Genomic DNA, 25,847 nt, shown 5'->3' with positions numbered 1-25,847 from the left:
CGCCCGCGCTACTGCAGGCCCTTGCCCACCCGGCTGTTGCGACGGCTGTACCCGAAGTAGATCGCGAACCCGACCACGAGCCAGATGACGAACCGGAGCCACGTCTCGACCTCGAGGTTCAACATCAACCAGAAGCACAGCACCGCCGAGACGATCGGCAGCACCGGCGACCACGGCACGCGGAAGGCACGCGGCGCGTCGGGACGCGAACGACGGAGCACGATGATCCCGATCGACACGAGCACGAACGCGGACAGGGTGCCGATGTTGATCATGCCCTCGAGCTTGTCGACCGCGGTGAAGCCGGCGAGCAGCGCGACGACGACACCCGCGACGACCTGCACGCGCACCGGCGTCTGCGTCTTCTCGTTCGTCTTCGAGAACCAGCGCGGCAGCAGGCCGTCACGGCTCATCGCGAAGACGATGCGGGACAGGCCGAGCAGCAGCACCATGACGACCGTGGTCAGACCGATCAGGGAGCCGATCGCGATGATGCCGGCGGCCCACGGCAGTCCGACGATGTCGAAGGCCGATGCCAGCGACGGCGTCTTCTCCTCGGCCAGGCGCTGGTACGACACCATGCCCGTGATGACGACACTGACGCCGACGTAGAGCAGCGTCACGATGCCGAGGCCGATGAAGATGCCGCGCGGCAGGGTCTTCTGCGGGTTCTCGGTCTCCTCCGCGCTGGTCGCGACGACGTCGAAGCCGATGAACGCGAAGAACACGAGGGAGGCCGCGGCGAGCAGGCCGAAGACGCCGTACTGGGCGGGCTCCGAGCCGGTGAACCAGGACACGAGCGACTGGGTCCAGACACTCCCCTCCGAGCCGCGGGCGGGCGACGCCGGCGGGATGAAGGGGGTGAAGTTCGCGGCCTTGACGAAGAACGCACCGGCGACGATGACGAACACGACGATGGCGACCTTGATGACCGTGATGACGGCCGAGACCCGCGACGACAGGCGGGTGCCGAACGCGAGCAGCACCGTGAAGATGCCGACGATCAGGACCGGGCCCCAGGTGAACGGGATCGGCCCGAGCTGGATCGTGCTCGGCAGGTCGACGCCGAACACCTCGAACGCGGTGCTGAGGTAGATGCCCCAGTACTTCGCGATGACGGCGCTGGCGGTGAGGGTCTCGAGGATGAGGTCCCACCCGACGATCCAGGCGAGCAGCTCGCCCATCGTGGCGTAGGTGAACGTGTACGCGGAGCCGGCGACGGGGATCGTCGAGGCGAACTCGGCGTAGCACATGATCGCGAGGCCGCAGGTGACGGCGGCGAGCAGGAACGAGATGATGACGCCGGGCCCGGCGAAGTTCGCGGCGGCGTTCGCACCGACCGAGAAGATGCCGGCGCCGACGGCGACCGCGATCCCCATCGCGGCGATGTCGAACGTCTTCAGGGAGCGTTTCAGGGACCGGCCCTGCTCCTCGGAGTCGGCCAGTGAGGCCTCGATCGACTTGATGCGGAGCTTCTGTGCCATGGGGTGGATCCCGTCATCGGCTGGCGGCGGACCCCGCGACATTACTGGTGTACCACCCCGACACGCAAACACCGCGGACGGGTGTGGCCCGGCAGCGCGGCCCGCGACTGCGCGTGGTCCGGGGCCCGGGAGGCGCGGCTCGGCTCAGACGGACCGGCGCCAGTCCGACAGGAAGCGCGCTCCGGCGTCGTCGTGGATCACGCCGTCGGGTGCCGTGAGCACCGGGTAGGGCGTCGCCGGGACCCCGTCGGACGGGCGGACGTCGACGTGCGCCACCTCGTGGCCGTTCGCGTGCAGCCAGTCCGCCATCGCGTAGTCGCTCCGGGAGTCGCCCATCGTCCGCCACGCCAGGGGCAGCTCGCCGTCCTGCGCGAGGAGCTCGAGCGACCGTTCGGCGCCCATGTCCTTGCCGCTGCGGTCGGACTCGACGTCGGTCGAGATGATCGTCGGGTCGATGCGCCACTGCACGGCACCGTCGGCGTCGGGGCGGACGTCGTCGAGCCGGCGGACCCCGAGCCCGCGGCGCTGGAGCGCGGCCATGGCCTTCGCGTCGAACTCCGGCTGGCGGGCGAGGTAGGTGGCGTTCGGCACCTCGACGCGCTGCTCGATCGAGACCATCGCGCGCTTCGTCTCGTCGAAGAAGACCAGGTCGGCGTACTCGTCGCGGACGAGCTCGCGCATCTCGTCGGCGTAGTCCCGCGGCAGCGCCAGGTCCTCGGCGACGGTCAGCTCGCCCATGCCGCCCTCGTACTGCGGGCCGATCGAGCACCAGACGGCGCCCTTCTCGCACACGGCGTGCACGCGGCCGCCCGCCGCGAGACCGCCGGCGAGCAGCGGTCCGACGACCTCCTGCCGGATGAAGGCGTCGCTCCGCCCCGTGTTGAACACGACGGGGATCCCCTCGGCCGCGAGCGCGACGAGGTCCTCGATGATGCTCGGGATCGCGATGGTGCGCGAGACGGGGCTGGCGATGGGCCCGTCGACGTCGAGCAGGAGTCCGAGGCGAGGTGCGTTCACGACGACCATCCTTGCAGCCCCGGTGGTCAGCGCCGTGCGGCCGTCCGCGCGGTGAAGCGGTCGAGCAGCTGGCCGAGGGCCACGGGCGCGGGCACGTGTCCCTGCCCCGGCACCTCGGCGTACTCCGATCCCGGGACGGCCTCGACGACCGCCCGGGCCGCCTGCCGCATCCACTCGAGGCCGTCACCACCGGCCGCGACGAGGACGGGCACGCCCACGGCTGCAGCCACCCGCTCGGGGATCGCGAGACCGTTGAGGACCCGGACGTCACGGCTCAGCACGTGCGCGTCGACCACGAGGGACCGCCACAGCGCACCCTTCAGCCGGAGTGCGGTGATCTGGCCCATGGGGACGCCGAGGACGTGCGCGAGGAACGCCCGGACGGCCTGGGCGCGACGCCCGACCGCGACGTGCTCGTCGAGGACGTCCGCGAAGACGACGTCGTCGGCGTGCGGGTCGACGGTGGCGCGGTAGGGCGGTTCCCAGAGCACGGCGGCGTCGAGTCGGACCCCGCCCGCGAGGCCGTGCAGCACCACGCCCGCGCCCACGCAGAGGCCCACCGCCGTGACGGGGCCCTCGACGTCGGCGACGACGGCCGCGAGGTCCTCGACCTCGCGCTCGATCGCCCACTGGTCGGTGTCGCCGCTCGCGCCGCGGCCGCGTCGGTCGTAGGTGATGACCCGGTAGCGGTCCTGCAGGGCCGCGGTCAGGCCGGTGACGAACGGGGTGCCGTGGTGGTCGAACGCCCCGCCGACGACGACGAGCGCGGGGCCCGTCCCGGCGTCGGACACGGCGAGCACCGTGCCGTCCGCGGAGACGACCGTGCGGTCGACGTGCTGGTCCATGGGGTCCTCGAAGGTGGGTCGACCGCGGTGCGCCGCTGGCGCGCGTGGGGTCCTTCGGGTCTGGTCCTTGGCGGGTCGGTTGTGTCGAGCATGACAGCCCCGTGCCCCCGCGTCGACACCCGCAACCAGGGGGAGAACACCGGTCCGGCCGCTCTCGACTCAGACCAGGGCCGTCGTGCCCACCGACTCCCGCTCGAGCAGGGACCGCTTCACGTCGAGCCCCCACGCGAAGCCGCCGAGCGTGCCGTCGGTCCGCAGCACGCGGTGGCACGGCACGAACAGCGCCGGGGCGTTCCGCGCACACACGCTCGCCGCGGCCCGGACGGCGTCGGGTCGCCCCATCGCGGCGGCGAACCCGGTGTAGGTCAACGTCCCACCGGCGGGGATCAACCGGAGCTGCCGCCACCCCTCGGCGAAGAGCTCGGTGCCGAACTGACGCACCGGCACCTGCATCGCGTGCTCGACCTCGCCCGCGTAGAACGCGTCGACGGCGTCCGCCGAGGCCACCCGCCCGTCGACCACGCGTTCCGGCCGGTGCCGGTCGGCGAGGCGCGCGAGGATGCGCTCCGCGTCGTCCGTCCAGCCCGAGGCGAGGACACGGCCCTCGGTGTCCTCGAGCACGGTGAAGGGGCCGTCGGGGGTGTCCAGCGTCTGGATCGTCGCATCGGTCATCGTTCGTCCTTCCGGGCGGCCGGAGCCGCGGTCATGTGGGTCGCACCGGTCGTCGCCGTCGCGCGGTCGATGATCGGTCGCCAGCAGTGCATCGTGAGGTAGCTCCGCCACGGCGCCACCTGCTCCGACCATAGGGAGAGCTCGCGCGCCGAACCGGGCAGCCCGAGTTCCTGTGCACCGTTGCGCACGGCGAGGTCGCTGTGGAGGAAGACGTCCGGATGGTGGCGGACCCGGAGCGCCACGTAGTCGGCGGTCCAGGGCCCGATGCCCTTCACCGCGAGGAGTCCGGCGCGCAGCTCGTCGAGCGACTGCCCGCCGTCGACCACGAGCGACCCGTCGGCGAGCGCGGCGGCCACCCGGAGGATCGTGTCGACGCGGGCAGCCGGGCCACGGAGCACCTCGTGCCCGCGGGCCGCGATGACGGCGGCGGACGGGAACAGCAGGCCGTCCGGCGCGATCGCGGACGGTACGGGCGCACCGAGCGCCGCGACCAACCGCGTCTGCGCCGTCCGGGCCGCCGCGACGGACACCTGCTGGCCGATGAGGGTCCGGACGACGATCTCGTGCGGGTCCACGGCGCCGGGCAGCCGGATGCCGGGGACCCGGGCGACGGCGTCGGCCAGCTCGGGCACCGCGCCGAGCACGGCGTCGACGGCTTCCGGATCGGCGTCGAGGTCGAAGTACGAGCGCACCCGCGCCACGAGCGTCGGGAGGTCGGAGAGGTCCGTGACCCGCACGCGCAGGTCGATCCCGGTCCCCCGCCCGGCCGCCCCGGGGACGGAAGCCGAGGCGCTGAACCAGGCCGCGCCTCCTGGCAGGTCGAGCACCCGTCCGTACGACGTGACCCGCCCGGTGTCGTCGACCTCCACCTGCTCCATGCCCGCCAGTGCGTGCAGCGCGTGCCAGTCGAGGAGCCCCTGCGCGTCGAACGGCGCGCGCGCCGGCAGGTGCACGTGCAGCGCCCCGTCCGCGACCGGTTCGAGCGTGCGGCGTGCGCGGAGCTCGGTCGGCGTGACCGCGAAGACCTCGCGCACGGTCTCGTTGAACTGGCGGACGCTCGCGAACCCGGCGGCGAACGCGACGTCCGCGACGGGCAGGTCGGACGAGGTGAGCAGCGTCCGCGCGGTCTGTGCACGGTGCGCCCGGCTGAGCGCCTTGGGCCCGGCACCGAGCTCGGCGGTCATGATGCGGTTGAGCTGCCGCTCGGAGTACCCGACGCGGGCGGCGAGGCCGGGCACGCCGTCGCGTTCGACGACGCCGTCCAGGACGAGGCGCATGGCGCGTCCGGCGACGTCCTCGCGGAGGTCCCACTCGGGGCTGCCCGGTGTGGCCTCGGGCAGGCAGCGCTTGCAGGCGCGGAAGCCGGCGAGGTGCGCGGCGGCACTGGTGCGGTAGAAGGTGACGCCGGACTCCCGGGGCGTCCGGGCCGGGCACGACGGGCGGCAGTAGATACCGGTGGAGTGCACGGCGGTGACGAACTGCCCGTCGAACCGGGCATCGCGGGAGGCGACGACACGGTAGCGCTCGGCGTGCAGTGCGTCTGGTGCGGTGGACATGCCCACAGCCTGACACGGCTCACCGACATCGACTGGCGGAAATCAGACAGGGCAGCGGACGTCCGTCGGCGCGGGGACGGCGGCCTGGAGGCGCGGCTAGCGTGGGATGCGTGACCGACGTGGACGACGTGGCCGGCTCCGGCGACCTGCCCTTCCGGACCGACGTCGAGATCGCGCTGCTGCTGGTGTCCCGGCGGCACCGGTACGAGGGGCGACCGGCGGACGGGGCGCTGCCCGCCCTGGACGACGAGCCGGACGACCTGCGCGAGCGCGTCGAGCTGCGCGCGGGGCTCGGGATCGTCGGCGACCGGTACTTCGCGTCGCGGGCGCACGTGCACGCCTCGGTGACCGTGATCGGTCTCGAGGGGCTCGACGCCGTCGCCGCCGAACTCGGTGCGGCCGTGGACCCGGTCGCGACCCGGCGGAACGTGTTCCTCCGCGGGGTGGACGTCGAGGCGCTCCGGGGCGAGCCGTTCTCCCTCGACTCCGGGCAGGGGGTGGTCCGCTTCCGCGGGTACCGGCCGGCGAACCCGTGCGCCTGGATGGACCACGAGGTGGCCCCGGGGGCGTTCCGGGCGATGCGCGGGCGGGGCGGGGTGCGGTGTGACCCGGAGTCCGACGGCGTCCTCGCCCTCGGTCCCGCGGTGCTCCGCACGGCCCGCCCCGTCGCGCTCCCCTGACGCGCGGCGCGCGCGGCGCGCTCGCCGCGCCAGCGTGCCGAGACTCGGGCCCGCGGACTCTTTCGCGCTGCCGCAGCCCACGCCGAGTCCGCCGAGCCGAGACTCGGCCCAGCCTCCTACGCCGTCAGTGCGGACTCGATCGCGAGTGGGCGCAGTGCCGGTCAGGCGGTCAGTGCGGACTCGATGGCGTCGACGAACGCCGGCAGGTCGTCCGGGTTCCGCGAGGTGATGAGCCCGCCGTCGACCTGGACCTCCTGGTCGACCCACTCGGCCCCGGCGTTCCGCACGTCGGTCTGCAGCGACGGGAACGACGTGATCGTCTTCCCCGACACGACACCGGCCTCGATGAGGGTCCACGGCCCGTGGCAGATCGCGGCGACGGGCTTGCCGGCCTCCGCGAACGCCTGCACGAGGGAGACCGCCTGCTGGTCGGTGCGGAGGGTGTCGGCGTTGATCGTGCCCCCGGGGACGACGAGCGCGTCGAACGAGCCGGCGTTGACACCGGCGATGGTGGTGTCCGGGTCGACGTGCTGGCCCGGGTCCTTGTCGCCGACGAGGGTCGCGATCGCCCCGGTCTCCTGCGCCGCCACCGTCACGGTCGCGCCGCGCTCGCGGAGCTGGTCGATCGGGACGACGATCTCGTCCTGCTCCACGCCGTAGTTCGTCGCGATGACGAGGATCTTCTTGCCGTCGAGTGCTGCCATGGTCGTTCCTTCCGCGGCCCGGTCGTTCCGGCCGCACGACCAGCGTCGTCGGGGAGCGCTGGAAGCGTCCGCAGGTGGACAGCCGTGGGCGGCGGTCGGGTCAGCCGCGGATGCGGAAGGCCGTTCCCTCGCGCTCCACGGAGATGCCGTCGTAGCCGCCCACCCGGTACAACCCCGCGGTGACGTCGGCCTCGAGCGTCCCCACGACGACCGTGGTCGCCCCAGAGGCGATGGCGGCCTCGAGCCCGGCGGGTGCGTCCTCGAAGGCCACGCAGTCGGCGGCGTCGACACCGAGCAGCGCCGCACCGCGCAGGTACCCGTCCGGGTGCGGCTTGCCGTGCTCGACGTCCTCGGAGGCGACGAGCGCCTCGGGCACGTGCACCCCGGCGGCCTGCATCCGCTCCACCGCGAGGTCGCGGGGCGCACTCGTGACGATCGCGACCGGCACCCCGGCGTCGACCAGGCGGGACACGAACGCCCCGGCGCCCGGGACCTCCGAGATGCCCTCGATGCTCTCGCGCTCCTCGGCGACGAGCCCGGCGGCGATCCGCAGCTGCTCGTCGTGGTCGAGGTCGGGCAGGAAGCGCTGGATCGTGCTGATCGCCTGGCGGCCGTGCGAGAAGGCGAGGATCTCTGCGGGGTCGATGCCGTGCTCGACGCCGAACCGGGTCCAGGTCGCCTCGACCACGGCGGTCGAGTCGACGAGCGTCCCGTCCATGTCGAAGAGCACCCCGGACGCCACGATGTCGATCACGCGCCCGACCCTAGCGTGCCACCCCGGTCGCTCGCCGGGGTCCGGCACCCGGTGCCGGTCACTCGCCGGGGTCCGGCGCGCGGTGCCGGTCACTCCCCGGGGTCGGGTGCCCGCAGGTACCGGGTGAGCAGCACACCGTCACGCCCGAGGAGCACGTGGGCCGGCCGGAAGCGCCGGAGGTCGAGCGAACCGCCGTGGGTGATGCGTGGGCCGGCGCCACCCTCGAGCGACGGGTCGACCGTCAGCGTGAGTTCGTCCACGAGGTCCGCCGCCACGAGCGCCCCGAAGAACGTCGGTCCGCCCTCGCAGTGCACCGTGCCGAAGCCGCGCGACACCAGGGCGTCCCGCAGGGTGACGGGGTCGACCGTGTCCGGGTCGTCGTCGGAGCTGCACGGTACGACGTCCGCGACCGCCGCGAGCGCCGCGGCCCGGGGCGACGACGCTGCGGTCGTCGAGGTGAGGACGATCGGACGCACCGGCGCCTCGGTGAACACCCGGGACGCCGGGTCGAGGGACAGCGAGCCCGAGACGATCGCGAACACCGGGTGGTCTGACAGCCCGTGTGCCCGCCGCCAGGCCACGTCGGCGTCGTGCAGCACCATCGGCCCGTAGCCCTCGTCACGGACGGTCCCCGCGGCCACCAGCACCGCGTCGGCCACCCGGCGCAGCAGGTCGAACACGCGCAGGTCGTCCGGCCCGCCGAGCGAACCCGAGACCCCGTCGCCCGCGGCCGTCGCCGAGCCGTCGAGCGTCGTCACGAAGTTCACGCGCAGCCAGGGTGCGACCGCCCCCGCCGTGTACAGCTCGAGCAGCTCGTCGTCGGACAGGTCGGCGATCGACGGCGGGAGGACGCTCACGTGTTGTGCCGCGCTTCCACCGGTGCCCGCCAGCCGAGCGTCGCCTCGACCATGCGCATCGCGTCCACGCTCTCGGCGACGTCGTGCATCCGGACGATCCGCGCGCCGAGCATCGCGCTCACGGTCGCGACCGCCAACGACCCCGCCAGTCGCTCACCGCGGGGACGCCCGAGCGACTCCCCCACGAAGTCCTTGTTCGAGACCGCCGCGAGCACCGGGTAGCCGAGCGCGACCACCTCGGGCAGGCGTCGGGTGAGCTCGAGCGTGTGCACCGTGTTCTTGTTGAGGTCGTGCCCCGGGTCGACGATGATCCGCGACTCCGGGATGCCAGCCGCGAGGGCCCGGTCGACCCGCTCGCGCAGGAACCCGACGACCTCGGTCGTCACGTCGCCGTACTGCGGCGGGGCCGGCAGCGGACGACGGGGCTCCGCCAGCGAGTGCGTGATCACGATCGTCGCGTCGGAGTCCGCCACGACGGCCGCCATCCGGGGGTCGGACAGCCCGGTCGTGTCGTTGACGACGCTCGCACCGGCCTCGATGGCCGCTGCGGCGACCTCGGGCCGGAAGGTGTCGACGCTGATCGTCACGTCGGACTCCTGCGCGAGCTGCCGGACGACGGGCACGACGCGGTCGATCTCGTCGGCGGCGGGCAGCTCCGGCCCCGGCGCGAACTTCACGCCGCCGATGTCGACCCAGTCCGCTCCCTGCTCGGCCGCGTGCACGGCGGCCTCGACGGCACGGTCGAGTGCGAACGTCGCGCCGCGGTCGTGGAACGAGTCGGGCGTGCGGTTCACGATCGCCATGACGGCGATGCGGTGGTCGAAGTCGAAGGTCCGGCGGCCGATGGTGCGCACGGGCTCGCGCAGGTCGGGGACGACCCACCCGGGTGCGGTGGCAGCAGGGCCCTGGCGCGCCCCGCCTCGCTCGGTCGTCACGCGTCCGCCCCGCGGCCGGCTCCGACGTCCGCGCCGGCACCGGCACCGGCACCGATCAGGGCGATCGCCTCGGCCCGACCGGCGGCCTCGGCCAGGGTGCCGGTCGCTGCCACGGTCACGGTCGTCGACCCGGTCTGCCGCTCCCCACGGGTCGTCACGCACTGGTGCTGCGCGTCGAGGACCACGAGGACGCCGGCGGCCCCGAGCCCCTCGGCGATGGTCGCTGCGACCTGCTCGCCGAGCCGCTCCTGCAGCTGCGGACGGGAGGCCACCGCGTCGAGCACGCGCGACAGCGTGCCGAGGCCGATGAGCCGGTCCCCCGGCGCGTACGCGAGGTGCGCCACACCGAGGAACGGGAGCAGGTGGTGCTCGCACACGGACCGGAACTTCACGTCGCGCACGATGACGAGCTGCCCGCGGTCGCCCGGTTCGGCGTGGACCGTGCCGTCGCGGGCGATCGCCACCGCGTCCGTCCCGATGCCGGAGAAGAACTCGGCGTACGACTCGGCCACACGAGCGGGCGTGCGGGCGAGTTCCGCGCGGTCGGGATCCTCGCCGATCGCGAGCAGGAGCTCCCGCACGGCGGACTCGATGCGCGCACGGTCCAGACGTTGGTTCACTCGTCCATCCAACACCAGCCCTGGCCGCAGAACGCGACCGGCCACCGGGCGTGACGTACCCCGTCGAGGCGAGCCGCGCCTCCAGGAAATCCCCTGGAAGGAAGCTGTGACGTGCCGGAAACCCAGCGCCCTTTAAGCTTGTTCGGTGAGCGCCCCGCAGACCGACACCACGCCCCGGAACCGCTTCGCGACCGGCCTCGACCGCTTCTTCTCCATCACGCACCGCGGATCGACGATCCCCCGCGAGATCCGGGGCGGCCTCGTCTCCTTCGTGACGATGGCCTACATCGTCATCCTCAACCCGCTCATCCTCGGCGGGTTCAGCCAGGACCAGGCGCCGCAGGACGTCCTCGGCGGCTGGCTGCAGAACGCCCAGGTCGCCGCGGCCACCGGACTCGTCGCCGGGCTCATGACGATCGCGATGGGCCTCATCGCGAACCTGCCGTTCGGCATCGCCGCGGGGCTCGGGATCAACTCGTTCCTCGCCGTCAGCGTCGTGCACCAGGTCACCTGGGCCGAGGCGATGGGCCTCGTCGTCATCAACGGCGTCGTGATCGTGATCCTGGCGTTGACGGGCATCCGGACGATGATCTTCACGGCCGTGCCGGCGCAGCTCAAGGCGGCCATCACCGTCGGCATCGGTCTGTTCATCGCGTTCATCGGCCTGGTCGACTCCGGGTTCGTCCGCACCACGAAGAACGCCTCCCCGCCGCTGCAGCTCGGCGAGGACGGCTCCATCGCAGCGCTGCCGACCATCGTCTTCCTGATCGGCCTCGTCATCATCGGCACGCTGATGGCCCGCAAGGTCCGGGGCGCCCTGCTCATCGGCATCGTGGCGACCACGGTCATCGCGATCATCCTGCAGGCGATCTTCAAGGTACCGATCTCGGTCGACTCGCCCACCGGCTGGAACCTCAACGCGCCGGGGCTGCCCTCCGCGCTGTTCGCGGTGCCCGACCTGTCGCTCGTCGGCCACGCGGACGTCTTCGGCGCCTTCACCCGCATCGGCCCCATCGCCGCGTCGATGCTCGTCTTCACCCTCGTCTTCACGAACTTCTTCGACGCCATGGGCACGATGACCGGCCTCGCGAAGGCCGCCGGCGTCGCGAACCCCGACGGCACCTTCCCGCGCCTGAAGTCGGCGCTCGTCGTCGAGGGTGCCGGCGCGATCGCGGGTGGTGGCGCCTCGGTGTCGTCGAACACCGTGTTCATCGACTCCGCCGCCGGCATCGGCGAGGGCGCCCGGACCGGCATGGCCTCCGTCGTCACCGGTCTGCTGTTCCTGGCGTCGATGTTCCTCACGCCGCTCACGCAGGTCGTCCCGCTCGAGGTAGCAGCCGCCGGGCTCGTGGTCGTCGGTGCGCTCATGGTGGCGCAGGTGAAGGACATCGACTGGACCGACTTCGGGGCGGCGCTGCCGGCGTTCCTGACGATCGTGATCATGCCGCTGACCTACTCGATCGCGAACGGCATCGGTGCAGGGTTCATCAGCTGGGTGCTCATCAAGCTGCTGTCCGGTCGCGGCCGTCAGGTGTCGTGGCTGCTGTACGTCGTGGCGGCGGGCTTCCTGCTGTACTTCGCGCGGGGGCCGCTCGAGGTGCTGCTCGGCGTCGGCTGAGGCGCGGGAGGCGCGGCCTCAGTCCGCCAGGTCGGCCGGCGTCGCCTCGTGGTGGCGTCGGCCCCGGGAGCGCCGGTCCTCCTTCATGCCCGCCTCGAACAGGTGCTTGCGTCCCTGCACGAGCTCGTCCCGCGCGGTCCGTTCGAGCTCCTTCGCGAGGGCGTAGTACCCGTCGTCGTAGTCCTCGACGACCTGGAACGTCCACCGGCCGGCGATGACGTTGCGTCCGACGAGCTCCGAGTCGATGCGGTCCGCCAGCTCGGTGTGGCCGGCGTCCCGGAGCTGCTCGACGGCCTCGCCGAGGTTCAGGTCCGCCATCCCGGTCAGTCGGTGGAACCCGTAGAGCAGTCCGCGGGCGTGCTCGATCACCTCGACCGCTGCCGACAGGGTGCCGAGCGCCTCGACCGTGGCGTCCGAGACCCCCTCGGGCACGCGGTGCTGCTCGTCGGGGCCCTGTGCGTCGTCGTGCGGTGCGTCGTTCGTCATGGGTCCCGTCTACCGGACCGCTGCTCCCACCGCTCCGAGGTGCCTCACTTCGTGGCGTTCGGGTGGTGCGTGTGCACCGCGAGGAGATGGACGACCATCTGCGCTTCGTCGACCGTGAACCACAGCCGAGCACCGCGACGCAGCTCGTACTGCCGGCGGACCCACACCCGCCCGGAGTGCGTCACGGACCCGAGCTCACCACGGAGCGCGTGACACGCGAGGTCCTCGGTCAGCGGGTCGGTCGTCAGGCGTTCCCATGCTGCCGCCACGGCGTTCCGCTGCGTGGCGACGACGTCCCGCCATCCCTGCTCCGCTGCTCGGTTCCCGAAGACGATCGTGTACTCGGTGGTGCGGACCGGCCGCACCACGCCGGAACGACGGGCCACCCGTCAGGGCTTCTCGACGACGACGGGGCTGTCGGTCACCTCGACCTCGGAGGTGTCCCAGCCGGCGGCGATGGCTTCGGCGGAGTTCCGCCATGCCTGCATCTCGAGCAGGAGCCGGCGCGGCTGCCGCAGCGAGAACGAACCCCGTGCGACCTCGACGATCTCCTTCGCGAACCGCTGCTGATCGGCGCGGCTCAGGAGCTTCAGCCACGGGTAGGGGATCGCCAGACGGTCGTGCAGCGGCAACTGCTCGTTGATCGTCACCGCGGCGATGAGCTGCGCGGCGATGTCGAGCACGGCCTCGTCGTCGTCCGAGCGCTCCTTCGTCGTCAGCACGAGCGGCTTGCCGTCGCGACGGGTCACCTCGAGCGGTTCCTGCTCGGCCGCGGCGAACACCTCCTTCGCATGGCGCGAGAGGTCGGAGGACTGCACCGCGCGACGAGGCCGAGACGGTACGGGAGCAGGGGCGAGGATCGTCACGGATCAAGGCTATTCAGAACGCGTTCTGAACACAAGTGGCCAGGGGTCGGCCGGGGGCGGTACGGTTCGGGCATGACCAGGTGGGTCGCGCTGCTGCGCGGGGTGAACGTCAACGGGATCACGATCAGGAGCGCCGAACTCGCGGCGCTGTTCCGGGAACGCGGCTACCAGGACGTCCGGACCGTCCTCGCCTCCGGGAACGTGGTGTTCGGCTCGGACGGCACGGCCGCCGCCCTGAAGACCGACATCGAGCGGTCGCTCCGAGACCGCTTCGGATACGACGCCTGGATCGTGCTCGTCCCCCACGACGACCTCGCCGCCGTCGTGGACGGCTTCCCGTTCCCCGCCGCCGAGGACCACCACGACTACGTCGTGTTCGGCTCCGACGAGGACGCCCTCGACGACCTGCTGGCCGACCTCGAGGTCGACGAGTCCGTCGAGCGCGTCGCCCGGGGCGCAGGAGTCGTCTACTGGTCGTGCCCGAAGGGGTCGAGCACAGACACGGTGTTCGCCAAGCGGGCCGGTGCCGCACGCTTCAAGCGGACGACGACGACCCGCAACGCGAACACGCTCCGGAAGCTCCTGTGAGCCGGGGTGGTCTGCACCACGTCGAACTGCGCACCGCCGACCTCGACGCGTCCGGTCCCGCGTGGGACTGGCTCCTGACCGAGCTCGGCCACGAGCCCTTCCAGCGCTGGCCCGACGGGCGGAGCTGGCGGCTCGGCGACCTGTACGTCGTGCTCGAGACCGCTCCGCTGCCGGGCGAGCACGATCGACGACGCCCGGGCCTGAGCCACCTCGCGTTCCACGCCGGTGGCACCGACGACGTGGCCCGGATCTGGGCGGCCGCGCCCGCGCACGGATGGCGACGCCTCTACGAGGACCGCCATCCGCACGCCGGCGGGCCGGACCACCACGCGGCGTTCCTCGAGGACGCCGAACGGTTCAAGGTCGAACTCGTCGCCGACTGAGCGGCGACGACCGGCCGCGGACAGCCACGCTCAGGACTGGGGCGGCTGCCCGTTGCTCGCGGTGGTGCCACCGTCGACCGGCAGGATCGCCCCGGTGATGAACGACGCCGCGTCACTCGCCAGGAACAGCACGGCCGCCGCGACCTCGTGCGCACGACCCGCGCGGCCGAGGGCGATCCGCTCCTCGAACTTCTCCTGCAGCTCTTCGTCCTCCGCCTGGTCCTGCGTGAGGTCCGTCCACACGAGCCCCGGCGCCACGGCGTTCACGCGGACGCCGAACTGCCCGTTGTCGAGCGCGGCGGCCTTGGTGAAGTTCGAGACCCCGCCCTTCGCCGCGTTGTAGGGGCTCATCCGCCAGTCCGCGTCCTCGCCGGATACCGACGAGGTGTTCACGATCGACCCCTTCGTGGCACGGAGGAACGGCAGCGCCGCCCGGGTGCCGTAGAACACGCTGGAGAGGTCGGTCTCGATCACGCGGTGCCACTCGTCCGGCGTGATGTCCGTGATGTCGCCGGAGCTGAAGGTGCCGGCGTTGTTCACGAGCACGTCGATGCGGTCGAACCGCTCGATGGCCGTGTCGACGACCCGCTGCCAGTCGGCCGGGCTCGCGACGTCCGCGTGGAGCGCCACGACCCGGTCGCTCGGCAGGCTGTCGCCGACCGCTCGCACCTTCTCGTCGACGCTGTCGGTCAGGACGACGGACGCGCCCTCGTCGACGAACGCCCGCGCGGTCGCCTCGCCGATGCCGGACCCGGCACCCGTGACGATCGCCACCCTGCCCTCGAACCGGTTGCCCATGGTGTCTCCTCTCGTTGCACGATCCGTGCCCGGGGAGACGCCATCGGCCCAGCGGGGCACGGCGAGCCATGGTGCCCGCACCCGCCTGGGCGCGTTCGGAGGGTGTCAGGCGGTCGTGTCGTCCGGCTCCAGGTCGCGGTCGAGCGAGATCGTCGGGATCGACGCCGTGACGACCGATCCGTCGGCACGGAGGGTGCCCTGGATGTCGGCCGTCGTCGGCGCGCGCCCGGACATCCGTGGGCCCTGGTGCGGCAGCGGCACGACGGTCGGCTCGCCGGCGGTGACGTCCCACTGCTGGTTGTGCACCCACGCGGTGAACCCGGAGCCCGTCTCGACCGTGAAGGTCATGGCGTCCTGCTCGAGGTCGACGCGCACACGCGATCCGCGCACCGTCAGGCGGTAGGTGATCCGCTCCCAGTCCTTCGGCAGCCGCGGGTTGAAGGTCATCCGGCCGCCGTGGTCCCGCATGCCGCCGAACCCGTTCACGACCGCGCCCCAGATGCCGCCCGTCGAGGCGATGTGCACCCCGTCGGTCGTGTTGCCGTGCAGGTCGGCGAGGTCGACGTACAGCGCCGTCTGGAAGTACTGCAACGCGAGGTCGTGGTAGCCGACCTCGGCCGCCATGATCGACTGCACGACCGCCGACAGCGTGGAGTCGCCCGTCGTGAGGGCGTCGTAGTAGTCGAAGTCGCGACGCTTCTCGGCAGCGGTGAACTCGTGCCCCTGGAGGAACAGCGCGAGCACGACGTCGGCCTGCTTGAGGACCTGGAACCGGTAGATCACCAGCGGGTGGTAGTGGAGCAGCAGCGGGCGCTTGCTCTCGGGGGTGTTGTCGAGGTCCCAGAGTTCCTTGTCGAGGAACTGGGCGTCCTGCGGGTGGATGCCACGGTGCGGGTCGAACGGGATCTCCATCGACTCGGCCGCGTGCTCCCAGTCGGTCACCTCTTGCGCCTGCAGCCCGGTCCGCCGCACCATGCGCTCGTACTCTTCCGGGTCGTCGGCTGCGAGCTCGCGGCAGGCGTTCACGGCGAACCACAGGTTCGCCCGAGCCATCACGTTCGTGTAGAGGTTGTCGTCGACGACCGTCGTGTACTCGTCGGGACCGGTGACGCCGTCGATGTGGAACTTCTTGTCGCCGTTCGACCGCCAGAACCCGAGGTCCTCCCACAGGCGGGCGGTCTCGACGAGGATGTCGATCGCACCGCGCTTGAGGAACTCGCGGTCGTCCGAGGCGCGGACGTACTGCATGAGCGCATGCGCGATGTCCGCGTCGATGTGGTACTGCGCGGTGCCGGCGGCGTAGTAGGCGCTGGACTCCTCGCCGTTGATCGTCCGCCAGGGGAACAGCGCGCCGTGCTGGTTCAGCTCGCGGGCGCGGGACCGAGCCGCGTCGAGCATGTTGTAGCGGAACCGCAGGGCGTTCCGGGCGACGATCGGCGCCGTGTACGACAGGAACGGCAGGACGTAGATCTCCATGTCCCAGAAGTAGTGGCCGCCGTACCCGGAGCCCGTGACGCCCTTCGCCGCGATGCCGTGCCCGTCGGTCCGGGCCGTGGCCTGCGCGAGCATGAACAGGTTCCACCGGACGGCCTGCTGGAGCGCGGGCTGCCCGACGATCTCGACGTCGCTCCGCGCCCAGAAGTCGTCCATCCACTCGGCCTGCCGCGCGAAGGCCGCGTCGACGGACTCGGCACGCGAGCGATCGAGGGTCCGCTCGCAGCGGTCGGCGAGTTCGCGCGCCGGGACCCCGCGGGACGTGTGGTAGACCACGTGCTTCGTCAGGCGGATCGGCTGCCCGGCGCGCGCCTGCACGCGGTAGACGTGCTTCGCCAGGTCGTCCTCGATCGACGAGGACTCGTCCCAGCTGTTCTCGGTCTCGAGGTGGTGCTCGACGCCGACGCAGATCGTCATGCCCGAGCTCGCCGCCTGGTACCCGAGCAGCGAACGGCCGCCGGTGCTGCGCTTGAGCTTCGGCTCGAGCACCCGCTCGGTGAACGCCTCGGCCTTGCGCGGGTCGAACGCGTTCGCCGCCGCACGCATCCCCGCGTGGTACTCGTCCTGCACGTCCTGCCGGTTGAGGATCTGGCTCGACAGCAGGATCGAGGCGTCCGCGTCGAGCACGGTCACCTCGTAGTCGATGACCGCCAGGTGTCGGTCGGTGAACGACACCAGCCGCCGCGACCGGATGAGCACGCGCTTGCCCGACGGCGTCGACCACTCGGTCTCGCGGAACAGGTACCCGCCCCGGAAGTCGAGCCGCCGGGTGTGCCGGAGGATGTCCGCCTCGGCCAGGACGAGCGGTTCGTCGTCGACGTACAGGCGGATCACCTTGGCGTCGGGCGCGTTGATGATCGTCTGCCCGGTCTTCGCGAAGCCGAAGGCGTCCTCGGCGTGGCGGATCGGCCAGGTCTCGTGGAAACCGTTGATGTACGTGCCGTACTGCACGCCGCCACGACCCTCGTCGAGGTTGCCGCGCAGGCCCAGGTACCCGTTGCCGACGGCGAAGTTCGTCTCGGCGACGCCCTGCTCGTCGGGCGCGTACTCGGTCTCGACGAGGGCCCACTCGTCGATCGGGTAGCGGACGCGGTCCAGCGGGTCGGAGGTGATGGGGTTCATGGTGCTCCGTGGGGGAGGAGGGTGTTCGTGGGGAGGGTCGGGAGGGCCTGGAGGCGTGGATCGCCCCGGCCGCTTCGCCTACGTCGTGCTCGTGGCCGGTTCCGGCAGCTCGTCGACGAGTTCGTCGAGGTCGCCGACCACGACGTCGGCACCGTGCGCCCGGAGCGCGTCGGCCCCGGCTCCGCGATCGACGCCGATGACGAGCCCGAAGGCACCGTTCCGTCCCGCCTCGACCCCGCTCGTGGCGTCCTCGACAACGACGCACTCGGCAGCGGTCAGGCCGAACCGGCTCGCGGCGTCGAGGTAGGTGTCGGGCGCGGGCTTGCCGGCCAGACCGTCTTCGCGGGCGACGAGGCCGTCGACCACCACGGGGAAGCGCTCGAGGATGCCGGCCGTGCGGAGCACCTGCACGGCGTTGGCGGAGCTCGACACGACGGCGACGGACAACCCGGCGTCGATGGCGGCGACGAGGAACCGGAGCGAACCGGGGTAGGGATCCACCCCGTGCTCGGTCAACTCGGCCGTGAACTCGGCGTTCTTCCGGTTGCCGAGCCCGCACACCGTGTCGGCGTCCGGCGGGTCGTCCGGGGTGCCCTGCGGCAGGTCGATGCCGCGGGACTCGAGCAGGGAACGCACCCCGTCGTACCGGGGCTTGCCGTCGACGTACGCGAAGTAGTCCTGTTCCGTGTACGGAGCGACGCCGTGCTGGGCGAGGTAGGGCGTGAACAGCCGGCTCCACGCACGCATGTGGACGTCGGCGGTGGGGGTGAGGACACCGTCCAGGTCGAACAGGAGCGCTCGCTGGTCAGCGAGTCGCGCGGGTGTGCGCCGGTCCGGCGTCGTCATGTGCTGCCCTCCGGGGGACGGGGTCGTCGACGTTGCTTCCGGACGAGTCTAGGACCGCTCCAGGACCGGCGTTCAGGCGCGCCGGGCCCCTGTGGAAAGAGTTCACACACTCGTTCGCTGTGCAGGAGGTTCAGCGCAGCGCAGCGCCCGACGGCAGCGTCCGCACCCACTCCTCGATCGCTGAACCGATCTGCTGCCGGGCGTCGGTCCGCGAGATCGTCGCGGTGTCGTCCCCGGGCTGCGCACCGTACGCACCGAAGTCGGCGTGGTTCGCGCCCTGCACCTCGACCGTCATCGCGTTCGACGGCAGCAGGTGCCGCGCGGCGTCGACCTTCTCGGGGGTGGAGAGCCCGTCACGCGACCCCGAGACGCTGAGCACGCTGATGTACGACTTGCTGATGTCGTTCGCGCAGTAGCTGCCGAGCAGGAGCAGCCCGTCGGCGTCCGGCGCGAGCTGGCACGCGCGCACGCCACCGAGCGAGTGCCCGCCGACCGCCCAGGACCGGACGTCGGGGGCGTGGGACTCGAACGTCGACAGCGGGCGGGTGTCGAAGAAGGCGAGGTGCAGCGTCGGCTTCGTGATGACGACGGTCGTCCCGCTGGCGACCACCTGCCGGAACGTCGCCATGTACGCGTACGGATCGACCTTCGCGCCCGGGATGAACACGATGCCCGCGCCGTTCGCGGTGCCGGTCGGGGTCATCACCACGGCGTCCCCGGCGTCCCGGACGGCCACACGGTCGTCCCGCCAGACCTGCAGCGCCGCGCTCCGGGTGCCCTGCATGACGATGTTCGCCCAGACGAGGAACACCACCGCGATCAGCACGATCACGGCGACGACCCACGCGGTCCAGCGGAGTGCTCGGTTCATGGTCTCCCTGCTTCCTGCGGGCGTCGGGCGGTGACGGTGAGCCAGCGCTCGTCGGCACCCGGGCGCGTGGTCTCACGGACGTCGACGTCGGTCCAGCCGGAACGGGTGACGACCTCGGCCAGGGGTCCTGGCGTCCAGTAGGTGAAGTGTCGCGCGAGGTCGAGCTTCCGCGTGCTCCACGCGTCGCCGCCGCCGAGCTTCACGGTGGCGGCCAGCACACCGCCGGGGTGCACGGCGTCGCGGAGCCGCACGAGGACGCCCTCGAGCTCCGTCCGACCGACGTGCAGCAGCACGGCGTTCGCGAACACGGCGTCGTACGGGCCGCCGAACGCGTCCGAGCGCACGTCGACGAGGCGCGCCTCGTGCCCCGCGGACCGCAGCGCGTCCACGAACGACCGCGCTCCGTCGGTCCGGTCGACGACGAGTCCGGCCGCCTCGAGCGCGAGGGCGTCACGCCCCGGGCCCGACCCGAGCTCGAGCACCCGCGCCCCGACCGGGACGAGTGCGAGCAGGTCGTCGACGAGCCCGGCACGGTGGTCGTCGGTGCGCTCGGCGTAGCGGTCGGCAGCACGCTCGTAGGCGTCCAGCGTGCGCTCGGCGGCGAGGTCACGACGCATCACGACCTCGTGCCGACCGTCGGGCAGCGGGTCACCGGGCTCGTCGGCCGCGGTGAAGCCACAGCGCTCGTACGTGCGACGGGCAGTGGCGTTGTCCGGCATGACCGACAGCTCGAGGGTGTCGGCCCCGGCGCTCGCGGCCCAGGTCGCGACCGCACGGATGAGCGCGGCCGCGACCCCTCGGCCGCGGGCGACGGGGTCGACCCACATCGAGATGAGTTCGGCGGTGCCCGGGTCCTCGCCCGGGACGCCGCTGGCCATGCCGACGACGGAGTCGTCCTCGGCGTGGGCGAGCAGGTCGAGCGCTCCGGGGATCGAGAGCCGTGTCCGCCACCGGTGCTCGGGCGCGTCGGCCCAGTCGGCGAGCGTGGACCCGAAGGCTTCGGGAGCGTCCGCGAGCGCCGCGAGCCGGACCGGACGCCAGGTCTCCCAGTCGTCCGCCGTCACCCGGCGCAGCGCGATCGTCACGCCCCGACGCTACCGCCCGCGGGTGCGAGCCGACCCTGCCGGGCCGACCCGCGCCTCCTGGACCGGATCAGACCGCCGCGGCCTCCGTGACGGCCGCACGCAGCTCCGCCGCCGCTGCTGCGACGTCGTCCGCGCTGTAGATGGCGCTCCCGGCGACGGCGATGATCGCTCCGGACGCCTGCACGGCCGCGATCGACGACGCGTTCACGCCGCCCGCGATCGAGAAGGGGACGCCGGAGGCCTCGCCGGCCTCGAGCAGGGTGGAGAAGGTGAAGCCCTCCTCGGCCTGCTCGTCGAGTCCCGCGTGCACCTCGACGAACTGCGCGCCGAGGGCGACGACCTCACGGGCCCGGGCGGGCTTGTCCGCGACGCCGATGAGGTCGACGACGACGCCCTTGCCGTGCTTCTCGGCAGCGGCGACCGCGCCCGCGATGGTGGAGTCCCCGGCGACGCCGAGCACGGTGACCAGGTCGGCGCCCGCGGCGAACGCGATGTCCGCCTCGAGCTCGCCGGCGTCCATGGTCTTGAGGTCGGCGAACACGGTCTTGTCCGGGTGGGCCTCCTTCATCGCGGTGATGACGGAGAGCCCGGCGCTCTTGATGAGCGGCGTGCCGAGCTCGAGGACGTCGACGCTCGGGGCTGCCTTCGCGGCGAGGTCGAGCGCGGCCTCGGTGGTGAGGGTGTCGATGGCGAACTGGATCTGCATGGGTGTGCCTTTCACTCGAGGTTGGCGTGGCTGGGCCACAGGTCGTCGGCGGAGCGTCCGCTCCGGGTCCACAGGGCGTGGAAGAGTGCGTCGCCGAGCAGGACCACGGCCTGCTCGAAGCGGCTGCCCGCGTACTGCTCGGAGGCGCTGCCCGACCGGTCCGTCTTCGTCGCGGCGGGGACGACGAGGGTGACGGCGGCGAGCGCGCCGAGCGGCGAGTCGTCGGTCGTCGACACGGCGAGCACGTCAGCGCCGACGTCGACCGCGGTGCGCGCCGCCTGGACGATGCCGGTGGTCGTGCCGGAGCCGCTCGCGACGAGCAGGACGTCCCCCGTCCGGATGGCCGGGGTCGTCACCTCGCCGACGACGTGCACGTCGAGTCCGAGGTGCATGAGCCGCATGGCCGTCATCCGCAGCGCGAGGCCGGAACGGCCGGCCCCGTGGACGAACACGCGCTCGGCACCGCTGAGCAGCTCGAGCGCGGCATCGGTGTCACCCCGGACCGTCTCGGCGAGGTCGGCGGACTCGCGGACGATCAGGGCGAGGGCGTCGGTCACGGTGTCAGCGGGCATGCCAACGATCGTGGTCGGGACGCGGGTCCGCCGCCGCTACCCGACACGGCGGGGTCCCCATCCGATCGGGTGGCCCCACCCGCTCGGGTGGGAGTCGTACGGTTGGTCACGTGACCGACAACGTGCGCGACGACGGGGCGGCGGCTCCGTCGGCCGTCCAGGAGGCGCGGCGCGACCCCGCAGGACGCCTCGCCGCCGCCGACCACGCGCGCACCGTCGCGGAGCAGGCGGACCGGCACGCACTCACCCTGGAGTCGGTGCTCGCCGTGCTCCGGTCGCCGCGCGTGGGCGACGCGGCCGCCCGTGCCGAGGCCGTCGAGATCGCGTCGGCAGCACTCGTCGACCTCCGGACCGTGACGGACCGGCAGCGCGGAGCCCTGCTCGAACCGGTCACGGGGGCGTTCTCGCGGCTCCGGGCCGACCTCCGTCCGCTCGTCCGGTTCGGGGACCTCGACGTGCAGTTCGTGGAACCGCCGGCGACCGGTCGAGCACTCCCCGGCGACGTCGCCCACAGCGCCCGGGCGATCGTGCGGACGGCGGTGCTCGCCCTCGTGGACGAGGGAGCTGCGCGGCGCGTCCGTATCCAGTGGGACTGCGATGGCCGGAACCTGCTCATGCAGCTCCGCGACGACGGAGCCGGCACGCTCGACGTGCACGACGACACCGTCCGGCCGATCGCCGAGCGGGTCGCGACCCTCGACGGCGAACTGCACGTGGCGTCCACTGCGGGCTGGGGGTCCGTGCTCGACATCGCGATCCCGCTCGACCCGCCGGCGGGGACGCCGGTGTCGGCGGAGGCGTCCGACCTCACGCCGCGGGAGCAGGACGTGCTGCGGCTCGTCGCCACCGGGATCGGCAACCGGGAGATCGCCGATGGGCTCGGGATCAGCCCGAACACGGTCAAGTACCACGTGGCGAACCTGCTCCGGAAGCTCGGCGCGCGGACCCGGGCGGAGCTCGCCGCGGTCAGCTCCCGGGCGTGATCCCGGCGGGGCTGAAGCGGTAGCCCATGCCCGACTCGGTCACCAGGTAGCGCGGGTGTCCCGGGTCCGGCTCGAGCTTCCGCCGCAGCTGCGCCATGTACAACCGCAGGTACCCGGAGTCGTTGCCGTGCGACGGTCCCCACACGTCGGTGAGGAGCATCTCGCGCGTCATGAGCCGGTCGGGGTTCGTCACGAGGACCTCGAGCAACCGCCACTCGGTCGGGGTCAGTCGGATTGCCGGACCGGACGGCGGCGTGACCTGCTTCGCGACGAGGTCGACGACGAGGTCCCCGATCGACACCGAGGGCGTCGCACCCGCGGCCGAAGCTGCCGCGACCTGCCGTCGGCCGAGCGCCCGGAGTCGGGCGAGCAGCTCGTCCATCTGGAAGGGCTTCGTGACGTAGTCGTCCGCGCCGGCGTCGAGCGCGTCGACCTTGTCCGACGAGTCGGTCCGACCGGAGAGCACGAGCACCGGGACCTGCGACCAGGCCCGGATGCCCTCGAGCACCCCGATGCCGTCGAGCCGGGGCATCCCGAGGTCGAGCAGCACGAGGTCGGGCCGCTCGGTGATGACCGCGTCGATCGCGGCCCGGCCGTCCCGGGCGGTGACGACGTCGTACCCGCGGGCGGCCAGCGTCACGGCGAGCGCCCGGACGAGCTGCACGTCGTCGTCGGCGATCAAGACCTTCATCGCGCACGGCCCTTCATCGGATCTCCACTCCCAGGTGTCCGGCGATCGGCAGCCGCACCACGACGGTGAGTCCGCCGCCGGGGGTGTCGTCGACCTCGATCGTGCCGCCCATGCCCTCGGTGAACCCGCGGGCGAGGGCCAGTCCGAGTCCGAGTCCGGTGTCGTTGTCGGTGTCGCCGAGGCGCTGGAACGGCTGGAACACCTCGTCGACGCGGTCCGACGGGATGCCGGGGCCGTGGTCGGCCACCCGGAGCTCGACGCCGCCGCCGAACGCGCTCGCGGCGATGCGGACCCGTGTGTCCTCCGGGGCGTACCGCACGGCGTTGGCGAGCAGGTTCACGACGACGCGCTGCAGCAGCACGGCGTCGGCGAGCACCGGCGGGAGGTCGGCGGGCAGGTCGAGGTCGACGTCGTCCGGACCGAGCTCGAGCTCGTCGAGCGCGGGGGCGACCACCGTCTCGAGGGCGAGCGGCACCGGCGTCACGGCGAGCACCCCGGCCTGCACGCGACTGACGTCCAGCAGGTCCGCCAACAGCACCGCGAGCTGACGCAGGCTCTCGTCGGCGGTGGCGAGCAGCGCCTCCTGATCGTCCGCCGACAACTCGATGTCCGGCGCCCGCAGCGTCTGCACGGCCGCCGAGGCGGCCGCGATCGGCCGCCGCACGTCGTGGCCGACGGCCGCGAGGATCGCGCTCCGCACCCGGTCCACCGCCGCGATGCGCTCGGCGTCGACGGCCGCGCGGGTGAGGTCGCGGTGCTCCACGGCGGCGTCGAGCTGCTGCTCGACGACGCGCAGCAGTCGTCGTTGGGTCGGGTCGTCGGGGGCGCCCGCGAACTCCAGGACGGCGCCGGACGGGAGGGACGTGGCGGCGTCCGGCGCCTCGCCGAACGTCCCGGACGTGGCCGGCACCTCGTCGCCCTGCCGGATCCGGACGCCGGCGAAGCCGAAGGCCTCGCGCGTCCGGTCGAGCAGCGCCTGCAGGGCGTCGTCGCCGCGGAGCACGCTGCCGGCGATCCCCATCAGGAGGCCCGACTCGGCGGCGGCGCGGCGGGCAGCTCGCGAGCGACGGGCCGAGCGGTCGACGACGAAGCTCACGAGCACGGCACTGATGACGTACATGACGAGGGCGACCAGGTGCCACGGCTGCTGCACGGTGACCCGGTGCAGGGGTTGCACGAAGAAGAAGTCGAGGCTCAGCCCGGACAGCACGGCGGCGAAGACGGCCGGCCACATCCCGCCGACGAGCGCCACCACGAGCACGAGCAGCTGGTAGGCGAGCACGTCCACGGTGATCGAGTCGGGGTCGGTGCTGAACGACAGCAGCCAGGTGAGCAGTGGACCGGCGACGAGGGAGAGCACGAACGCGGCGACGATCCGGCCGCGGGACAGGCTGCCGCCGAGCCTCGGCAGGGCGAAGCCACCGCCGGCCCGCTCGTGGGTGACGACGTGGACGTCGATGTCGCCGGACTCGCGGATGACGGTGTTGCCGATGCCCGGGCCCGTGATCGCCGCGGCGAGCCGACTGCGGCGGCTCACCCCGATGACGATCTGCGTCGCGTCGATCGACTTCGCGAACCGCACCAGGGTGGTCGGCACGTCGTCGCCGACCACCTGGTGGTACGTCCCGCCGAGCTGTTCGAGCAGGGTGCGCTGCTTCCCGAGCGCCCCCGGGTGGCGCTCGCGGAGGCCGTCGTTCGTCGTGACGTGCACGGCGGCGAGCTCGCCGCCGGCGCTGCGGGCGGCGATCCGGGCGCCCCGGCGCAGCAGGGTCTCGCCCTCGGGACCGCCGGTCAGGGCGACGAGGACGCGTTCCCGGGTCTCCCACCGGTGGTCGATGCCGTGCTCGGCGCGGTAGGCCTTGAGTGCGTCGTCGACCTCGTCGGCGAGCCAGAGCAGGGCGATCTCGCGCAGGGCGGTGAGGTTGCCGAGCCGGAAGTAGTTCGACAGCGCCGCGTCGATCCGGGTCGCCGGGTAGACGAGCCCGTCGGACAGCCGCTCGCGGAGCGCCGCCGGGGCGAGGTCGACCACCTCGATCTGGTCCGCCGCGCGCACCACGGCGTCCGGGACGGTCTCGCGCTGGACGGTGCCGGTGATCTCGCGGACGACGTCGCCGAGGGACTGCATGTGCTGCACGTTCACGGTGGAGATGACGTCGATCCCGGCGTCCCGCATCGCCTCGACGTCCTGCCAGCGCTTCTCGTTCGTGCTGCCGGGCGCGTTGGTGTGGGCGAGCTCGTCGACGAGCGCGATGTCGGGCCGGCGGGCCAGCACGGCCTCGAGGTCGAGGTCGTCGAGCTGGACGCCGCGGTGCTCCACGATGCGTCGGGGGACGACCTCGAGCCCGTCGACCAGTGTGGCCGTGGCGGCACGGCCGTGGGTCTCGACGACGGCGACGACCACGTCCCGGCCCTCGGCGCGCAGTCGGTGCCCCTCTTCGAGCATCGTGAACGTCTTGCCGACACCGGGCGCCGCACCGAGCAGGACCCGCAGCTTCCCGCGCTTCACGTGCTCATCCTCTCGCGTCCGAGGGGTGCGGGGAGCGCCCGCACAACCAAAGTCCGTGCGAACCGCGGTTCCGCGCGGTTCGGTGTGACTTCGGTTGTGCGGGAGCGA

At 72.5% G+C, this 25,847-nt stretch carries 27 protein-coding genes; 5 read left to right on the top strand and 22 right to left on the bottom strand.

The window, feature by feature from the left end:
* Positions 1-8: 8 nt before the first annotated feature.
* The 5 genes from BJK06_RS09095 to BJK06_RS09075 form a co-directional block, all read right to left on the bottom strand.
* Positions 9-1,484, bottom strand: coding sequence for an amino acid permease (locus BJK06_RS09095; RefSeq protein WP_070417635.1), 1,476 nt, complete (start codon positions 1,482-1,484; stop codon positions 9-11).
* 144 nt (positions 1,485-1,628) lie between these two features.
* On the bottom strand, positions 1,629-2,510 hold the full coding sequence (locus BJK06_RS09090) for a hypothetical protein (RefSeq protein WP_070417634.1): 882 nt from the start codon (positions 2,508-2,510) through the stop codon (positions 1,629-1,631).
* A 17-nt stretch (positions 2,511-2,527) separates the two neighbouring features.
* Positions 2,528-3,346, bottom strand: coding sequence for an alpha/beta fold hydrolase (locus tag BJK06_RS09085; protein WP_070417633.1), 819 nt, complete (start codon positions 3,344-3,346; stop codon positions 2,528-2,530).
* A 159-nt stretch (positions 3,347-3,505) separates the two neighbouring features.
* Positions 3,506-4,018 carry a methylated-DNA--[protein]-cysteine S-methyltransferase gene (locus tag BJK06_RS09080; RefSeq protein WP_070417632.1) on the bottom strand — a complete coding sequence of 171 codons (513 nt, stop codon included), beginning with the start codon at positions 4,016-4,018 and terminating at the stop codon, positions 3,506-3,508.
* The gene (locus BJK06_RS09075) at positions 4,015-5,574 is read right to left on the bottom strand and encodes an AlkA N-terminal domain-containing protein (RefSeq protein ID WP_070419343.1); all 1,560 of its coding nucleotides are present in this window, start codon (positions 5,572-5,574) and stop codon (positions 4,015-4,017) included. Before BJK06_RS09075 ends, BJK06_RS09080 begins: the two co-directional genes overlap by 4 nt.
* Positions 5,575-5,684: 110 nt before the next feature.
* On the opposite strand from BJK06_RS09075, the gene BJK06_RS09070 reads away from it, so the two are divergent.
* On the top strand, positions 5,685-6,254 hold the full coding sequence (locus BJK06_RS09070; RefSeq protein WP_258027608.1) for an MOSC domain-containing protein: 570 nt from the start codon (positions 5,685-5,687) through the stop codon (positions 6,252-6,254).
* Positions 6,255-6,415: 161 nt separating this feature from the next.
* Here the strand turns inward: BJK06_RS09070 and BJK06_RS09065 are convergent, their stop codons facing one another.
* The 5 genes from BJK06_RS09065 to folE all read right to left on the bottom strand — a co-directional run bounded on the left by BJK06_RS09065 (position 6,416) and on the right by folE (position 10,124).
* The gene (locus tag BJK06_RS09065) at positions 6,416-6,958 is read right to left on the bottom strand and encodes a type 1 glutamine amidotransferase domain-containing protein (RefSeq protein ID WP_070417631.1); all 543 of its coding nucleotides are present in this window, start codon (positions 6,956-6,958) and stop codon (positions 6,416-6,418) included.
* Positions 6,959-7,058: 100 nt separating this feature from the next.
* Entirely contained in the window at positions 7,059-7,712 is a 654-nt protein-coding gene (locus tag BJK06_RS09060; protein WP_070417630.1) for an HAD-IA family hydrolase, read from the bottom strand.
* Positions 7,713-7,801: 89 nt separating this feature from the next.
* On the bottom strand, positions 7,802-8,569 hold the full coding sequence (locus tag BJK06_RS09055; RefSeq protein WP_070417629.1) for a pyrimidine reductase family protein: 768 nt from the start codon (positions 8,567-8,569) through the stop codon (positions 7,802-7,804).
* The gene (folP, locus tag BJK06_RS09050; RefSeq protein WP_070417628.1) at positions 8,566-9,504 is read right to left on the bottom strand and encodes a dihydropteroate synthase; all 939 of its coding nucleotides are present in this window, start codon (positions 9,502-9,504) and stop codon (positions 8,566-8,568) included. Before folP ends, BJK06_RS09055 begins: the two co-directional genes overlap by 4 nt.
* On the bottom strand, positions 9,501-10,124 hold the full coding sequence (gene folE, locus BJK06_RS09045) for a GTP cyclohydrolase I (protein ID WP_258027607.1): 624 nt from the start codon (positions 10,122-10,124) through the stop codon (positions 9,501-9,503). The genes folP and folE overlap by 4 nt, the downstream gene beginning before the upstream one ends.
* 145 nt (positions 10,125-10,269) lie before the next feature.
* On the opposite strand from folE, the gene BJK06_RS09040 reads away from it, so the two are divergent.
* Positions 10,270-11,742 (top strand): NCS2 family permease, encoded by a 1,473-nt coding sequence (locus BJK06_RS09040; protein WP_070417627.1) that lies wholly within the window; start codon positions 10,270-10,272, stop codon positions 11,740-11,742.
* An 18-nt stretch (positions 11,743-11,760) separates the two neighbouring features.
* On the opposite strand, the gene BJK06_RS09035 is transcribed toward BJK06_RS09040, so the two are convergent.
* From BJK06_RS09035 to BJK06_RS09025, 3 genes are read right to left on the bottom strand one after another with little or no spacing between them, the layout of a single operon-like run.
* Positions 11,761-12,228: a hypothetical protein gene (locus BJK06_RS09035; protein ID WP_070417626.1), complete on the bottom strand. Its 468-nt coding sequence runs from the start codon at positions 12,226-12,228 to the stop codon at positions 11,761-11,763.
* A 44-nt stretch (positions 12,229-12,272) separates the two neighbouring features.
* Entirely contained in the window at positions 12,273-12,614 is a 342-nt protein-coding gene (locus tag BJK06_RS09030; RefSeq protein WP_070417625.1) for a hypothetical protein, read from the bottom strand.
* A 3-nt stretch (positions 12,615-12,617) separates the two neighbouring features.
* The gene (locus tag BJK06_RS09025; RefSeq protein WP_083295157.1) at positions 12,618-13,046 is read right to left on the bottom strand and encodes a hypothetical protein; all 429 of its coding nucleotides are present in this window, start codon (positions 13,044-13,046) and stop codon (positions 12,618-12,620) included.
* A gap of 120 nt (positions 13,047-13,166) precedes the next feature.
* Here BJK06_RS09025 and BJK06_RS09020 point away from each other — a divergent pair, with 120 nt between their 5' ends.
* Together BJK06_RS09020 and BJK06_RS09015 are read left to right on the top strand one after the other, a co-directional pair.
* Positions 13,167-13,682, top strand: a complete 516-nt coding sequence (locus BJK06_RS09020) for a DUF1697 domain-containing protein (protein ID WP_070417623.1) — start codon at positions 13,167-13,169, stop codon at positions 13,680-13,682.
* Positions 13,679-14,065 (top strand): VOC family protein, encoded by a 387-nt coding sequence (locus tag BJK06_RS09015; RefSeq protein ID WP_070417622.1) that lies wholly within the window; start codon positions 13,679-13,681, stop codon positions 14,063-14,065. The genes BJK06_RS09020 and BJK06_RS09015 overlap by 4 nt, the downstream gene beginning before the upstream one ends.
* A 30-nt stretch (positions 14,066-14,095) precedes the next feature.
* Here the strand turns inward: BJK06_RS09015 and BJK06_RS09010 are convergent, their stop codons facing one another.
* The 7 genes from BJK06_RS09010 to hxlB form a co-directional block, all read right to left on the bottom strand.
* Positions 14,096-14,863, bottom strand: coding sequence for an SDR family NAD(P)-dependent oxidoreductase (locus tag BJK06_RS09010; RefSeq protein ID WP_070417621.1), 768 nt, complete (start codon positions 14,861-14,863; stop codon positions 14,096-14,098).
* Between the two features lie 105 nt (positions 14,864-14,968).
* Positions 14,969-17,479 (bottom strand): glycoside hydrolase family 65 protein, encoded by a 2,511-nt coding sequence (locus BJK06_RS09005; protein WP_070417620.1) that lies wholly within the window; start codon positions 17,477-17,479, stop codon positions 14,969-14,971.
* 78 nt (positions 17,480-17,557) lie between these two features.
* Complete coding sequence (locus tag BJK06_RS09000) at positions 17,558-18,325, bottom strand: HAD family phosphatase (protein WP_070417619.1); 768 nt, start codon at positions 18,323-18,325, stop codon at positions 17,558-17,560.
* A 130-nt stretch (positions 18,326-18,455) separates the two neighbouring features.
* Positions 18,456-19,196 (bottom strand): alpha/beta hydrolase, encoded by a 741-nt coding sequence (locus BJK06_RS08995; protein ID WP_070417618.1) that lies wholly within the window; start codon positions 19,194-19,196, stop codon positions 18,456-18,458.
* Positions 19,193-20,281 carry a bifunctional GNAT family N-acetyltransferase/class I SAM-dependent methyltransferase gene (locus tag BJK06_RS18825; RefSeq protein ID WP_083295156.1) on the bottom strand — a complete coding sequence of 363 codons (1,089 nt, stop codon included), beginning with the start codon at positions 20,279-20,281 and terminating at the stop codon, positions 19,193-19,195. Before BJK06_RS18825 ends, BJK06_RS08995 begins: the two co-directional genes overlap by 4 nt.
* A gap of 67 nt (positions 20,282-20,348) precedes the next feature.
* On the bottom strand, positions 20,349-20,987 hold the full coding sequence (gene hxlA, locus BJK06_RS08985; RefSeq protein WP_070417617.1) for a 3-hexulose-6-phosphate synthase: 639 nt from the start codon (positions 20,985-20,987) through the stop codon (positions 20,349-20,351).
* An 11-nt stretch (positions 20,988-20,998) separates the two neighbouring features.
* Positions 20,999-21,559, bottom strand: a complete 561-nt coding sequence (gene hxlB / locus BJK06_RS08980; protein ID WP_070417616.1) for a 6-phospho-3-hexuloisomerase — start codon at positions 21,557-21,559, stop codon at positions 20,999-21,001.
* Between the two features lie 110 nt (positions 21,560-21,669).
* Between hxlB and BJK06_RS08975 the strand changes: the two genes are divergently transcribed.
* Positions 21,670-22,542 carry a LuxR C-terminal-related transcriptional regulator gene (locus BJK06_RS08975; RefSeq protein ID WP_258027736.1) on the top strand — a complete coding sequence of 291 codons (873 nt, stop codon included), beginning with the start codon at positions 21,670-21,672 and terminating at the stop codon, positions 22,540-22,542.
* Here BJK06_RS08975 and BJK06_RS08970 read toward each other — a convergent pair.
* Together BJK06_RS08970 and BJK06_RS08965 are read right to left on the bottom strand one after the other, a co-directional pair.
* Positions 22,526-23,233, bottom strand: coding sequence for a response regulator (locus BJK06_RS08970; protein ID WP_070417615.1), 708 nt, complete (start codon positions 23,231-23,233; stop codon positions 22,526-22,528). The genes BJK06_RS08975 and BJK06_RS08970 overlap by 17 nt on opposite strands.
* 13 nt (positions 23,234-23,246) lie before the next feature.
* Positions 23,247-25,739: an ATP-binding protein gene (locus tag BJK06_RS08965; protein WP_070417614.1), complete on the bottom strand. Its 2,493-nt coding sequence runs from the start codon at positions 25,737-25,739 to the stop codon at positions 23,247-23,249.
* Positions 25,740-25,847 lie beyond the last annotated feature (108 nt).

It is taken from the genome of Curtobacterium sp. BH-2-1-1, assembly GCF_001806325.1.
In the GTDB taxonomy this organism is placed as follows: Bacteria; Actinomycetota; Actinomycetes; order Actinomycetales; family Microbacteriaceae; genus Curtobacterium.
The sequence above is the reverse complement of the archived record's forward strand: the minus strand, read 5'-3'. Positions and strand labels throughout refer to the sequence as shown.

Excerpts from the sequence above, each read along its gene's own strand:
- BJK06_RS09095 (WP_070417635.1), bottom strand. The coding sequence starts at position 1,484 with ATGGCACAGAAGCTCCGCATCAAGTCGATCGAGGCCTCACTGGCCGAC.
- BJK06_RS09090 (WP_070417634.1), bottom strand. The coding sequence starts at position 2,510 with ATGGTCGTCGTGAACGCACCTCGCCTCGGACTCCTGCTCGACGTCGAC.
- BJK06_RS09085 (WP_070417633.1), bottom strand. The coding sequence starts at position 3,346 with ATGGACCAGCACGTCGACCGCACGGTCGTCTCCGCGGACGGCACGGTG.
- BJK06_RS09080 (WP_070417632.1), bottom strand. The coding sequence starts at position 4,018 with ATGACCGATGCGACGATCCAGACGCTGGACACCCCCGACGGCCCCTTC.
- BJK06_RS09075 (WP_070419343.1), bottom strand. The coding sequence starts at position 5,574 with ATGTCCACCGCACCAGACGCACTGCACGCCGAGCGCTACCGTGTCGTC.
- BJK06_RS09065 (WP_070417631.1), bottom strand. The coding sequence starts at position 6,958 with ATGGCAGCACTCGACGGCAAGAAGATCCTCGTCATCGCGACGAACTAC.
- BJK06_RS09035 (WP_070417626.1), bottom strand. The coding sequence starts at position 12,228 with ATGACGAACGACGCACCGCACGACGACGCACAGGGCCCCGACGAGCAG.
- BJK06_RS09020 (WP_070417623.1), top strand. The coding sequence starts at position 13,167 with ATGACCAGGTGGGTCGCGCTGCTGCGCGGGGTGAACGTCAACGGGATC.
- BJK06_RS09010 (WP_070417621.1), bottom strand. The coding sequence starts at position 14,863 with ATGGGCAACCGGTTCGAGGGCAGGGTGGCGATCGTCACGGGTGCCGGG.
- BJK06_RS09005 (WP_070417620.1), bottom strand. The coding sequence starts at position 17,479 with ATGAACCCCATCACCTCCGACCCGCTGGACCGCGTCCGCTACCCGATC.
- BJK06_RS09000 (WP_070417619.1), bottom strand. The coding sequence starts at position 18,325 with ATGACGACGCCGGACCGGCGCACACCCGCGCGACTCGCTGACCAGCGA.
- BJK06_RS08995 (WP_070417618.1), bottom strand. The coding sequence starts at position 19,196 with ATGAACCGAGCACTCCGCTGGACCGCGTGGGTCGTCGCCGTGATCGTG.
- hxlA (WP_070417617.1), bottom strand. The coding sequence starts at position 20,987 with ATGCAGATCCAGTTCGCCATCGACACCCTCACCACCGAGGCCGCGCTC.
- hxlB (WP_070417616.1), bottom strand. The coding sequence starts at position 21,559 with ATGCCCGCTGACACCGTGACCGACGCCCTCGCCCTGATCGTCCGCGAG.
- BJK06_RS08970 (WP_070417615.1), bottom strand. The coding sequence starts at position 23,233 with ATGAAGGTCTTGATCGCCGACGACGACGTGCAGCTCGTCCGGGCGCTC.